Below are 11,174 nucleotides of genomic sequence, written 5' to 3' on the forward strand. Positions count from 1 at the left end.
ATCCGAAGATGCTGGATATCGTCTTGTGGAGTGCCCACACAGATTGTCTGATAAATTGTTAAAGAGCAGTGAGTTAGGCGCTTTCGCTTGCTAACTCGAGGTGGCGTATATTACGCTTTCCTCTTTCAGAGTCAACCCTAATTTTCAGGATTTTTTCTCTTTCTTCCCGGCCGCTGTGTGAAGTGAATCACTTGCGCCGTGTCGATGGAGGCGCATTATAGGGATCCGAGTTTTTTGCACAACCCCTTTTTTGATCTTTTCTTTCTGTTTGCACACTTTTCAGCCCTTCCGAGTGGATCTTGTGCGATCAGGGCCATTTTCCGCAGGATCCGGGGCTGCGATTGGTTGTAATTCCATCGTCAGAGTCTAGTATTGCCGGTAAATATGATCCCGACGTGAGGCAAGCACCATGTCCGATGCAGTACGTTCTTATCTTCAATACACCCCCAAACTCGGTCAGCGCGTCTTGATCGATCCTTCCAGCGTCGTCATCGGCGACGTCGATCTGGCGGATGACGTCAGCATCTGGCCGCTGGTCGCCATTCGGGGCGACGTCAATGCGGTAAAGATCGGCGCACGCAGCAATATACAGGACGGCAGCGTACTGCATGTGACTCACCGCTCCGAACATAACCCCGACGGTTATCCCCTGTTGATTGGAGAAGACGTGACCGTAGGCCATAAAGCGATGCTGCACGGCTGCGCCATCGGCAACCGGGTGCTGGTCGGTATGGGATCGATCCTGCTGGACGGTGTAGTAGTAGAAGACGACGTGATGATTGGCGCCGGCAGTTTAGTGCCGCCGGGCAAACGCCTGGTCAGCGGCTATCTCTATATGGGCAGCCCGGCACGCCAAGTTAGGCCGTTGACCGCCGCCGAGTTGGAAGGATTGCTTTATTCTTCGAACAACTATGTACGCTGGAAAGATGAATACCTGTCGGAAGACATCTGACGGGAACCCCGTTCTCTATAAATAAAGAGAACGGGGCAGGATTTATGCCGCCAGTTCGCTGCGCAACTGGCGCAATACCGGCTCAATCTCTGGCATCACTCCATGCCAAAGCAGGAAAGCATGCGCCGCCTGCCCCACCAGCATGCCCAACCCATCGGCATATTCCGTTGCCCCCTGCTGCTGCGCCCAGGCCAGGAATGGCGTAGCGCCCTGCTGATAGAACATGTCATAGCAACGAGTGTGCGCATTAACTACGCCCGCCGGCAACGCCGGGATCTCTCCGCTGATGCCGGACGCCGTCGCATTGATCACCAGTTCGAACGCTTGCTGATCCAATTGATCCATCGGCGCCGCCGAGATCTCCCCCAGATGCCGAAAAGCGTCTGCCAACGCCTGGGCTCGGCTGAAGGTGCGGTTGGTGATCGTTAGCCGACAGCCGAAAGACAGCAGCGGCAGGATCACGCCGCGCGCTGCGCCGCCGGCGCCCACCAGCAGGATGCGATCCTGCGGCAGGATCAATTGCTGACGCTGTAGATCGGTCAGCAACCCGATGCCGTCGGTGTTATCCCCCAACAGCTCGCCATTCGGCAATACCTTCAGGGTGTTGACCGCACCGGCCATCGCTGCGCGCTCGCTCAGCTCAGAAGCGGCCGAATAAGCACGCTCCTTGAAAGGCACCGTGACGTTCGCCCCCAGCCCTCCGGCGCGGATAAACGCCTGCAGGCTGGTTTCAAAACCGTCTAACGGCGCCAACACCGTCCCATAAGGATGCTCAATGCCGGTCTGGGCAGCAAACAGCGCATGAATTCGCGGCGACTTGCTGTGGCCGATAGGGTTGCCAAATACCGCAAACTTCTCCATGCCCATTACCTCTAGCCCTGACGGATCTGTTCGCCGGTCAGAACGTCTCTGATTTCGGAAGGATTAAGACGGCCACCCACCTTGCCGCGCAATACCGGGAAAGCTTCGCCGAACTGCCGCGTGACCTCATCCGCACTGCGGCATGGCTCCAGCCCACTGAGATTGGCGCTGGTCGACACCAGCGGCTTGCCGTACTGCCGACACAGCTGCTGCACCAACGGATGATCGCTGACGCGCACCGCCAGCGAGCTGAAGCGTCCGGTCAGCAAACGCGGCGTCTCCGGCCTAGCGGGCAAAACCCAGGTTACCGGCCCTGGCCAGCTGGCAAACATCGTCGTGCGCTGCTGTTCGCTGAGCGCACTGTCGTCGATATAAGGCTTAAGCTGTGCATAGTCTGCGGCGATCAAAATCAGCCCCTTTTCCCACGGCCGCTGTTTCAGCGCCAGCAATGCATTGACCGCCTGCTCGCTGTCGGGATCGCAACCCAGGCCGAATACGGCTTCGGTGGGATACGCAATCACCTGCTGTTGATGCAAAGCATCGATGATAGATAAAAGGTTCGGGCTTAATTCTGAGTTCATGATGTGATTATTCTGTAGTCGCGACGGGTTTTCCGCACAGCTTGCTGGCACAGCACAGGACGGGGCCTTTTGCCGTGCGCTTTTCCATCAGCAGCGGATAATGGCAATAAGCGCACTCACCGGCGACAGGTTTAACATTGAGGGCAAACTGGCATTCCGGGTAACGATCGCAGGAATGAAAAACTTTGCCGTAACGCGACTTGCGCTGCAGCAGTTTGCCTTGGCCGCACTGCGGACAGGTAATGGCGGTTTCGTCAGGCTTATCGATCACTTCAGTGTGATCACACTGCGGATAATCGCTGCAGCCGATAAACATGCCATAGCGCCCCTGGCGCAGCACCAACGTCGCCTGACATTTCGGGCACTGTTGCCCATCCAAGACCTTAACGATATGTCCATCGGCCTGCGCTTTCAGCGGCCGAATATATTGGCATTCAGGGTACTGGGAACAGCCGAGGAAGGGGCCGTGGCGACCGCTACGGATCACCAGTTCGGCCCCGCATTCCGGACAGGGTTCATTTTGCCTGGCGGCAAAAATCGCGTTTTTTGTCATAACGTCTTCTATGCGCGTTATCGGCTCAATGCAGATAACCTTCGTTCACTTCAAACAACAGTTCTTCCATTTGCTGATAGGCGCTTTCATATCCGGGGATATTAAACAGCACCATCAACACGACCCATTTCAGATCTTCGAGATCGAATTCCGCATTATCCAAAGCCATAACGCGGTCGATAACCATTTCACGGGTTTCGAGGTTCAATACCTGAATCTGTTCCAGGAACAGGAGAAAACCACGGCAGCCGGCGTCCAGACGTGCGCCTTCTTCTTCGGTGTAGATCCGCATTGCCAGCGGATCGGCATCCATAAAGTAAGGGGCATTTTGACCCTCTTGCAGGTCAGCCAACTTCTCAAGCCAATTCAACGCGTTGTAGATATCATCCCGATGAAACCCCGCCTGAGCGAGATCATCGGTCAGTTGATCCTGATCGACGCGCATCTCTGGTTCATTGTGGATATAAGTTTCAAACAAGTACATGAGTACGTCGAACATGGCTTGCCCTCCTTATTCGGACATAGCCGCCGGGTACAGCTGCGATCCACCCTGCTAACTCCAGCTCGAGTAACTTGATTACCACCACTGGCACAGGTTGGCCGGCACGTTCAGCGACGACGTCAACAGGTGTCACCTCATCTCCTACGTTAGCCAACACATCGCCAAATGGCAATTCAACTTCAGCCTGCGACGCACAAATAGTTGTATTTTCGTTCAGTGACAGCCATTGAAGGCCGCTTCCCAGCAATTCGGCGATATCTTTCGGCCCGGTGACCAGATGCGCGCCCTGCTGGATTAACCAATGCGTCCCCTCACTCATCGGGTTTCCTAATGGCCCAGGCAAGGCGAACACCTCACGCCCCTGCTCCAACGCGTAGCGAGCCGTCACCAGGGTACCGCTGCGCAGCGAAGCTTCTATGACCAGAACCCCCAGGCTGAGCCCGCTGATAATGCGATTACGGCGTGGGAAATGGTCGGCCAGCGGCAAATCGGTGACTAAATGATCTGAAATCACGGCGCCGCCCTGCTCGACTATCTGCTCCGCGAGCCGGCGGTGCCGGCGCGGATAGATATTGCCCAGCCCGCTGCCCAACACCGCAATCGTGCAGCCATCGGCCGCCAGCGCCGCACGATGGCAAATGCCGTCGATGCCGATCGCCAAACCGCTGGTGATGGTGAAACCGCAACGCGCCAACTCCTCGGCGAAATGGTTCGCCCAACGCTCGCCGTAATGGCTGAACTGCCGGCTGCCGACCATAGCGAGCTGAGGTTGCAACAGCACCCGAGGATCGCCCTCGATCAGCAGAAACAGCGGCGCGTCGTCGATCTGAGCCAGGTTTTCAGGATAGCCGGGCGCCCCATAGTTCAGCATACGGTGCGCCGGCTCCTCCAGCCAACGCAGGGTGGCCGCCAGATAGACGGGATCCACCCGGTTGAACTGTGCCTGCTGCCGTTCGTTCAATCCCAGCTCATGCAACACGCGGCGAGGCTCGCCACTCATTTGCGATAACTGTCGCACGAGCCGACTGGCCACGACGGTCTGTAGCCCCGTGACTCCCCGCATCCGTAAAGCGATCTCTTCCGGCCGCATCGTCTGTTCCCTCAGCAAAAACGGTGGTATTGCCAATCTGAGCAATTGGTGCGCAATGCTGTCAATCAGGTCGGGAAATGTCTAGAATAGAGGTTAAACCTCGTTCATTACTCGGATACAGATCTAAAGATATATGTCAGTCTTGCAGGTATTACATTTCCCAGACGAGCGTCTGCGCAAAGTCGCAGCGCCGGTAAAAGAAGTCAATGCAGATATCCAGCGCATCGTGGATGATATGTTTGAAACCATGTACGCAGAGGAAGGCATTGGCCTGGCTGCGACTCAGGTGGATATCCATCAGCGCATTATCGTGATCGACGTCTCCGAGAATCGCGATCAGCGCCTGGTGCTGATCAACCCGGAGCTGCTGGAAAAAAGCGGCGAAACCGGCATCGAGGAAGGCTGTCTTTCCATTCCCGAGCAGCGTGCGCTGGTGCCGCGCGCCGCGCAGGTGAAGATCCGCGCGCTGGATCGCGAAGGCAAACCTTTCGAGCTGGAAGCGGACGATCTGCTGGCGATCTGCATCCAGCACGAGATGGATCACCTGATGGGTAAACTGTTCGTCGATTACCTGTCGCCGCTCAAGCGTCAGCGCATTCGTCAGAAACTGGAAAAAATGGCCAAGCTTCAAGCCCGCGCCTAACCGATCAGGAAATCAACGTGTCTGACTCTTTACGGATTATTTTCGCCGGAACACCAGACTTCGCAGCGCGTCATCTTGACGCGCTGTTGTCATCTGAGCACCAGATTGTCGGCGTATTCACTCAACCCGACCGTCCGGCAGGCCGCGGCAACAAGCTAACGCCCAGCCCGGTCAAAATGCTGGCCGAACAACACCAATTGCCGGTATTTCAGCCTAAATCGCTGCGCCCCGAAGAGAACCAGCGTCTGGTGGCGGATCTCAACGCCGACGTGATGGTGGTGGTTGCCTACGGGTTGATTCTGCCGCAAGCGGTGCTGGATATGCCGCGTCTTGGCTGCATCAACGTACATGGTTCGCTGCTGCCTCGCTGGCGCGGCGCGGCGCCGATCCAGCGTTCGCTCTGGGCCGGTGACAGCGAAACCGGCGTGACTATCATGCAGATGGATGTCGGTCTCGATACCGGTGACATGATGCACAAGATCGCCTGCCCGATTGAGAGCAGCGATACCAGCGCCAGCCTCTACGACAAGCTGGCGCAGCTCGGCCCGCAGGGCATGCTGACGACGCTGCGCAAAATGGCCGACGGCAGCGCCACCCGCGAAGTGCAGGACGAGTCGCTGGTCACCTACGCCGAGAAGCTGAGCAAAGAAGAAGCTCGCCTGGATTGGACACTGTCCGCCGCACAGCTGGAGCGTTGCATCCGCGCCTTCAACCCTTGGCCGATAAGCTACTTCACCATCGATGAGCAACCGGTGAAAGTGTGGCAGGCCAGCGTAATGGCGGAAAGCGCCAACGCGGAGCCGGGCACCGTTGTCCATGCCGACAAGCACGGCATTCAGGTGGCGACCGCCGACGGTATCCTCAATCTGATCCAACTGCAGCCCGCCGGCAAGAAACCGATGTCGGCGCAAGACCTTTTAAATTCACGTCGTGAATGGTTTACCCCGGGTAACCGGCTGTAAGTCACCCCACTGCCCGGCCGTTCATCGCCGGGCCGTTATTTTCTTAATGCCGATCGTTATCAGCTTCAGCCTATGAAAAATAATTACAATCTCCGCAGCATCGCTGCCAAAGCCATCGGCCAGGTGCTGGATCAAGGGCAGTCACTGAGTACTGTTCTGCCGGCGCTGCAAACCTCCATCAGCGATAAAGACCGCGGGTTGCTGCAGGAACTGTGCTTCGGCACGTTACGCGTACTGCCGCAGCTCGAATGGTGCATTCAGCAATTAATGGCCAAACCGCTGACCGGCAAGCAACGTACACTTCACTATTTGCTGATGGTCGGCTTGTATCAGCTGCTGTATACCCGTATCCCGGCGCACGCCGTACTCGCAGAAACCGTGGAAGGTGCGGTGGCGCTGAAACGCCCACAGTTAAAAGGTTTGATTAACGGCGTCTTGCGGCAATTCCAGCGCCAGCAGGAAGAACTTCTGCAGCGCGCCGCCAACAATGACAGCCGCTACCTGCACCCGAGCTGGTTGCTGAAACGCATCCAACAGGCTTATCCCGCCAACTGGCAACAGATCGTCGACGCCAATAACCAGAAGCCGCCGATGTGGCTGCGCGTCAACCGCCTGCATCACACCCGTGAGGCTTACCTGCAGCTGCTGACCGACGCCGGCATCGCCGCAGAGCCTCATGCAGACTATGCCGACGCCGTACGGTTGCTGGCACCTTGCGCCGTGACCGATCTGCCAGGGTTCGCCGACGGCTGGGTCACCGTGCAAGATGCCTCAGCCCAAGGCTGTGTTGATCTGTTGGATCCACAAGACGGTGAACAGATCCTCGATTTGTGCGCCGCGCCCGGCGGCAAAACTACGCATATTCTGGAAGCGGCGCCGAAAGCACAGGTTATGGCCGTCGATATCGACGAACAGCGTCTGGCGCGGGTGAAAGAAAACCTGCAGCGTCTGCGTTTGCACGCAGAGGTTAAACTGGGCGATGGCCGCACACCGCAGCAATGGTGCGGTGACAAGCAGTTCGACCGTATCCTGCTGGACGCGCCTTGTTCGGCCACCGGCGTGATACGCCGTCATCCCGACATCAAATGGCTGCGCCGCGATCGCGACATCGCCGAACTCGCCGCCCTGCAGGCCGATATCCTGGAGGCCGTCTGGCCGCATCTGAAATCAGGCGGCGTGATGGTTTACGCAACCTGCTCTATTCTGCCGGATGAAAACAGTAGTCAGATCGCCGCGTTCTTGCAGCGCCATGCCGATGCCAAGCTGGTTGAAACCGGCGATGCGCAGCGGCCGGGACGGCAGAATATCCCGCATCCCGAGGACGGCGATGGCTTCTTTTACGCTAAGCTGATTAAAATGTAATTCTTCAGGGTGCCCACGCGCCCTAAGTCTTTCAGTGTGAAGCAGAGAACACGATGAAAATAATTATTCTTGGTGCCGGGCAGGTTGGCGGGACGCTGGCGGAAAACCTGGTAGGTGAAAACAACGATATCACCGTCGTCGATACCGACTCCGGCCGGTTGCGTCAGCTGCAGGATAAATTCGATCTACGAGTGGTTCAGGGACATGGTTCTCACCCCCGGGTGCTGCGCGAAGCCGGCGCAGAAGATGCCGACATGCTGGTCGCCGTCACCAACTCCGACGAAACCAACATGATCGCCTGCCAGATCGCCTATTCTCTGTTTAATACCCCCAACCGTATCGCCCGTATCCGCGCGCCGGAATATATCCGCGAGTCGGAGAAACTGTTCCTGCCGGAAGCGGTGCCGATCGACCATCTGATTTCGCCGGAGCAGCTGGTCATCGACTATATCTACAAGCTGATTGAATACCCCGGCGCGCTGCAGGTGGTCAACTTCGCCGAAGGCAAGGTCAGCATCGCCGCGGTTAAAGCCTATTACGGCGGCCCGCTGGTCGGCAATGCGCTCTCTTCGATGCGCGAACACATGCCGCATATCGACACTCGCGTCGCCGCCATTTTCCGCCAGGATCGGCCGATTCGTCCGCAAGGCTCGACCATTATCGAAGCCGGTGATGAAGTGTTCTTCGTTGCCGCCTCACAGCACATTCGCGCGGTGATGAGCGAACTGCAACGGCTGGAAAAACCTTATAAGCGCATCATGATCGTCGGCGGCGGCAACGTCGGCGCCGGCCTGGCCGCCAAGCTGGAGAAAGACTATAACGTCAAACTCATTGAGCGCAATCAGCAACGTGCCGCCGAACTGGCCGAGCAGTTGCACGATACCATCGTGTTCTATGGCGATGCCTCCGACCAGGAACTGCTGGCCGAAGAGCACGTCGAGCAGGTGGATGTCTTCATCGCCATCACCAACGACGATGAGGCCAACATCATGTCGGCCATGCTGGCCAAGCGCATGGGCGCCAAGAAAGTGATGGTCTTGATCCAGCGGCGCGCCTATGTCGATCTGGTGCAAGGCAGCGTGATCGATATTGCCATTTCACCGCAGCAGGCAACCATCTCCGCGCTGCTTGGGCATGTGCGCAAAGCGGATATCGTCAGCGTTTCATCGCTGCGCCGCGGCGTGGCGGAAGCGATCGAGGCGATTGCCCACGGCGATGAAAGCACGTCCAAAGTGGTTGGCCGCATCGTTGAAGATATCAAGCTGCCACCGGGTACCACCATCGGCGCTATCGTTCGTGGCGACGACGTCATCATCGCTAACGGCAACAGCAAAATCGAACAGGGCGATCATGTCATCATGTTTATTACCGACAAGAAATTCGTGCCGGACGTTGAACGCCTGTTCCAACCGAGCCCGTTCTTCTTGTAGAACGAATTTATTTGGCGATGGTCTATAATCGCGTAGTTGTTCTCTGCCTTGAGAGGAGATAAAACTTCTCTCCTTTTGTGGCAAAGGGAAATTGCTTTGTTAAACTTGAGTTATTAATTCTGCAAGGGGTGCGTTCTATGAGTATGTTGAAAGAGTTTCGCGAATTTGCCATGCGCGGCAACGTGGTCGATCTGGCCGTCGGTGTGATTATCGGCGCCGCGTTCGGCAAGATTGTTTCATCCTTCGTCGCTGATATCATCATGCCTCCGCTGGGCTTACTGATCGGCGGTGTCGACTTTAAACAGTTCCATCTGGTATTACGTGAAGCTCAGGGCGCCGTACCGGCGGTGGTAATGAACTACGGTTCATTCATCCAAACCGTATTTGACTTCGTGATTGTCGCCTTCGCCATCTTCCTGGCGATTAAATTGATGAACAAAATGCGCCGCAAACAAGAAGAAGCTCCGGCAGCGCCGCCAGAACCTACTGCAGAAGAGAAACTGCTGACGGAAATCCGTGATTTGCTGAGCCATCAACAGCAGCCAAAACTGTAAGACAGCATTTGGTTATGCCAATAAAAAGCCACCGGATGAAGGTGGCTTTTTTAATGCCTTAAAACCAGAAGGCCAGTGGTAAATTATCGTTTGATAGTTTGCCACTGGCCTCCCAGTTACCGCCTTTGTTGTGTTTTTCTTTACGTCGATAGCTGCCTTTGCCTTTCACATTCTTTTCTACCCGCTGACGGAATAGCGGGTCATGCAGCAGCGCCTCAATGGCGTTATCTTGAATATGGCCTTTGGTGTGACGATATTTCGTCATGATAATGCTCCTGTAAAATATGAGGGATAAAACGGGGCGATAATACTGCCGGCGATATAAAAATTAAAGTGCCGTCAGCAACCTTTTTTGCCTTTGTCATCGCTGGCGCCCTGTTCCAAAGCTTCCAGGATCGAACAGTAGTTGCTGGTATGGGCGGTACCGCAGCAGGCGTCGCTCAGCCGTTTCAACGATTCACGCATCCGGGTCAGCTCCGCCAACTTGCTTTCCACTTCGCTCAGGCGCGCATCAACGATAGACTTCGATTCCTGGCAGGTGTGATGTTCCGGATCGACCCGGATCGACAGCAGCTCGGCGATCGTTTCCAGAGTAAAGCCTAACTGCTTGGCATAGCGGATAAAACGCAGCCGCTGCAGATCCTGCTCGGTGTACAGCCGATAACCGCCTTCAGTACGGACATTGTGATCCATCATGCCCTGCTTTTCATAATAACGCACGGTATCCGGCGTCACTTCGGCAAGCTTGGCCAACTGACCTATCTTGAACATTACTTCTCCTCTCGGGTGAGTTTACCGTCCAGCGCACGCTGATATTCGCCATGCAAGAAGTCCGTGCTCATTCCAGCGTGACGTAACCGATGTTCCAGCAGCGCCATGCGCTTGCTGAGATCGACATAGTCCGGATGCTCACTGTTGATCCCTTGCAGTAAGTGAGCAACGGTTAATGCCTCTTTGCGATCTTCCAGCGCCGGCGGCAGATAACCGGCATTTTTCAGCAGGCGGTAACCGGCGCGTAGCTCAGCAGGCACCGCGCTGTCATCGTCCAGCACGAGCGGTTGTCCCTGGCCGGGCAGATTGTCGAACTCGCCTTTATCCTGGGCATCAAGGATATGACGTTCCGCCCATTGGTCGAGCAACCCCATAACAGACAGCCTCAGTGAGCTTATTGAATGAGTCTAAGCATAACGGATAGGAGCGGGGATCTTAAGCACGACGGGGGAATTGAGCACATTTGGCTGGATTTGGACGTAAAAAAACCGGGCAAGCCCGGTTTTTTTACGCGTCTACAGATTACTCTGCAGTTGCTACTTCTGCTTGAGACTCAGCACGATCAACCAGCTCGATGTATGCCATCGGCGCGTTGTCGCCTGCGCGGAAGCCACACTTCAGAATGCGAGTGTAACCACCGGCACGGCTCGCGAAACGCGGGCCCAGCTCGTTAAACAGTTTTGCCACGATCTCGTTATCACGAGTACGGGCGAATGCCAGACGACGATTAGCTACGCTGTCGGTCTTGGCAAGAGTAATCAGCGGCTCAACAACGCGACGCAGCTCTTTTGCTTTTGGCAGGGTCGTCTTGATGATCTCATGACGAACCAAAGAGCCGGCCATGTTACGGAACATAGCCTGGCGATGGCTGCTGTTACGGTTCAGTTGACGACCACTCTTACGATGGCGCATG

15 protein-coding genes are annotated in these 11,174 nt (G+C 56.2%); 6 read left to right on the top strand and 9 right to left on the bottom strand.

Annotation, left to right across the window (positions count from 1 at the left end; translation table 11 throughout):
• Positions 1-409 precede the first annotated feature (409 nt).
• Positions 410-952, top strand: a complete 543-nt coding sequence (locus tag ACJ8IP_RS23905; protein WP_033645236.1) for a gamma carbonic anhydrase family protein — start codon at positions 410-412, stop codon at positions 950-952.
• A gap of 42 nt (positions 953-994) precedes the next feature.
• Here ACJ8IP_RS23905 and aroE read toward each other — a convergent pair whose 3' ends face one another.
• Genes aroE through dprA form a run of 5 tightly spaced genes read right to left on the bottom strand, consistent with a single transcriptional unit; the run spans position 995 to position 4,539 of the window.
• The gene (gene aroE, locus ACJ8IP_RS23910; RefSeq protein WP_442524537.1) at positions 995-1,813 is read right to left on the bottom strand and encodes a shikimate dehydrogenase; all 819 of its coding nucleotides are present in this window, start codon (positions 1,811-1,813) and stop codon (positions 995-997) included.
• A gap of 11 nt (positions 1,814-1,824) precedes the next feature.
• Complete coding sequence (gene tsaC, locus ACJ8IP_RS23915; RefSeq protein WP_033645237.1) at positions 1,825-2,394, bottom strand: L-threonylcarbamoyladenylate synthase type 1 TsaC; 570 nt, start codon at positions 2,392-2,394, stop codon at positions 1,825-1,827.
• Between the two features lie 7 nt (positions 2,395-2,401).
• Entirely contained in the window at positions 2,402-2,947 is a 546-nt protein-coding gene (locus ACJ8IP_RS23920; RefSeq protein ID WP_019456195.1) for a DNA topoisomerase family protein, read from the bottom strand.
• Positions 2,948-2,972: 25 nt separating this feature from the next.
• Entirely contained in the window at positions 2,973-3,446 is a 474-nt protein-coding gene (gene smg, locus ACJ8IP_RS23925) for a DUF494 family protein Smg (protein ID WP_025160381.1), read from the bottom strand.
• The gene (gene dprA / locus ACJ8IP_RS23930; RefSeq protein ID WP_033652727.1) at positions 3,418-4,539 is read right to left on the bottom strand and encodes a DNA-protecting protein DprA; all 1,122 of its coding nucleotides are present in this window, start codon (positions 4,537-4,539) and stop codon (positions 3,418-3,420) included. The genes smg and dprA overlap by 29 nt, the downstream gene beginning before the upstream one ends.
• A 133-nt stretch (positions 4,540-4,672) precedes the next feature.
• Here dprA and def point away from each other — a divergent pair, with 133 nt between their 5' ends.
• From def to mscL, 5 genes are all read left to right on the top strand, one after another.
• Entirely contained in the window at positions 4,673-5,182 is a 510-nt protein-coding gene (def, locus tag ACJ8IP_RS23935; RefSeq protein WP_015379260.1) for a peptide deformylase, read from the top strand.
• 17 nt (positions 5,183-5,199) lie between these two features.
• Positions 5,200-6,144, top strand: a complete 945-nt coding sequence (gene fmt, locus ACJ8IP_RS23940; RefSeq protein WP_164107470.1) for a methionyl-tRNA formyltransferase — start codon at positions 5,200-5,202, stop codon at positions 6,142-6,144.
• Positions 6,145-6,216: 72 nt separating this feature from the next.
• Positions 6,217-7,506 carry a 16S rRNA (cytosine(967)-C(5))-methyltransferase RsmB gene (gene rsmB / locus ACJ8IP_RS23945; RefSeq protein WP_033645240.1) on the top strand — a complete coding sequence of 430 codons (1,290 nt, stop codon included), beginning with the start codon at positions 6,217-6,219 and terminating at the stop codon, positions 7,504-7,506.
• A gap of 53 nt (positions 7,507-7,559) precedes the next feature.
• Positions 7,560-8,936: a Trk system potassium transporter TrkA gene (gene trkA / locus ACJ8IP_RS23950; protein WP_004929716.1), complete on the top strand. Its 1,377-nt coding sequence runs from the start codon at positions 7,560-7,562 to the stop codon at positions 8,934-8,936.
• Positions 8,937-9,073: 137 nt separating this feature from the next.
• Entirely contained in the window at positions 9,074-9,490 is a 417-nt protein-coding gene (gene mscL / locus ACJ8IP_RS23955) for a large-conductance mechanosensitive channel protein MscL (RefSeq protein WP_033645241.1), read from the top strand.
• 58 nt (positions 9,491-9,548) lie between these two features.
• On the opposite strand, the gene ACJ8IP_RS23960 is transcribed toward mscL, so the two are convergent.
• The 4 genes from ACJ8IP_RS23960 to rplQ form a co-directional block, all read right to left on the bottom strand.
• Positions 9,549-9,755, bottom strand: a complete 207-nt coding sequence (locus ACJ8IP_RS23960; protein WP_164107471.1) for an alternative ribosome-rescue factor A — start codon at positions 9,753-9,755, stop codon at positions 9,549-9,551.
• A 74-nt stretch (positions 9,756-9,829) separates the two neighbouring features.
• Positions 9,830-10,261: a Zn(2+)-responsive transcriptional regulator gene (zntR, locus tag ACJ8IP_RS23965; RefSeq protein ID WP_016930321.1), complete on the bottom strand. Its 432-nt coding sequence runs from the start codon at positions 10,259-10,261 to the stop codon at positions 9,830-9,832.
• A complete protein-coding gene (locus ACJ8IP_RS23970; RefSeq protein ID WP_033645242.1) occupies positions 10,261-10,635 on the bottom strand; it encodes a DUF1992 domain-containing protein in 375 nt (124 codons plus the stop codon). Before ACJ8IP_RS23970 ends, zntR begins: the two co-directional genes overlap by 1 nt.
• A gap of 148 nt (positions 10,636-10,783) precedes the next feature.
• Complete coding sequence (gene rplQ / locus ACJ8IP_RS23975; protein WP_004929726.1) at positions 10,784-11,173, bottom strand: 50S ribosomal protein L17; 390 nt, start codon at positions 11,171-11,173, stop codon at positions 10,784-10,786.
• Position 11,174: the final 1 nt, after the last annotated feature.

This window comes from Serratia sp. CY52157, from assembly GCF_052168495.1.
Taxonomy (GTDB): Bacteria; Pseudomonadota; Gammaproteobacteria; order Enterobacterales; family Enterobacteriaceae; genus Serratia; species Serratia ureilytica.

Excerpts from the sequence above, each read along its gene's own strand:
- rplQ (WP_004929726.1), bottom strand. The coding sequence starts at position 11,173 with ATGCGCCATCGTAAGAGTGGTCGTCAACTGAACCGTAACAGCAGCCAT.
- ACJ8IP_RS23960 (WP_164107471.1), bottom strand. The coding sequence starts at position 9,755 with ATGACGAAATATCGTCACACCAAAGGCCATATTCAAGATAACGCCATT.
- ACJ8IP_RS23970 (WP_033645242.1), bottom strand. The coding sequence starts at position 10,635 with ATGGGGTTGCTCGACCAATGGGCGGAACGTCATATCCTTGATGCCCAG.
- ACJ8IP_RS23905 (WP_033645236.1), top strand. The coding sequence starts at position 410 with ATGTCCGATGCAGTACGTTCTTATCTTCAATACACCCCCAAACTCGGT.
- trkA (WP_004929716.1), top strand. The coding sequence starts at position 7,560 with ATGAAAATAATTATTCTTGGTGCCGGGCAGGTTGGCGGGACGCTGGCG.
- rsmB (WP_033645240.1), top strand. The coding sequence starts at position 6,217 with ATGAAAAATAATTACAATCTCCGCAGCATCGCTGCCAAAGCCATCGGC.
- ACJ8IP_RS23920 (WP_019456195.1), bottom strand. The coding sequence starts at position 2,947 with ATGACAAAAAACGCGATTTTTGCCGCCAGGCAAAATGAACCCTGTCCG.
- mscL (WP_033645241.1), top strand. The coding sequence starts at position 9,074 with ATGAGTATGTTGAAAGAGTTTCGCGAATTTGCCATGCGCGGCAACGTG.
- zntR (WP_016930321.1), bottom strand. The coding sequence starts at position 10,261 with ATGTTCAAGATAGGTCAGTTGGCCAAGCTTGCCGAAGTGACGCCGGAT.
- tsaC (WP_033645237.1), bottom strand. The coding sequence starts at position 2,394 with ATGAACTCAGAATTAAGCCCGAACCTTTTATCTATCATCGATGCTTTG.
- aroE (WP_442524537.1), bottom strand. The coding sequence starts at position 1,813 with ATGGAGAAGTTTGCGGTATTTGGCAACCCTATCGGCCACAGCAAGTCG.
- def (WP_015379260.1), top strand. The coding sequence starts at position 4,673 with ATGTCAGTCTTGCAGGTATTACATTTCCCAGACGAGCGTCTGCGCAAA.
- smg (WP_025160381.1), bottom strand. The coding sequence starts at position 3,446 with ATGTTCGACGTACTCATGTACTTGTTTGAAACTTATATCCACAATGAA.
- dprA (WP_033652727.1), bottom strand. The coding sequence starts at position 4,539 with ATGCGGCCGGAAGAGATCGCTTTACGGATGCGGGGAGTCACGGGGCTA.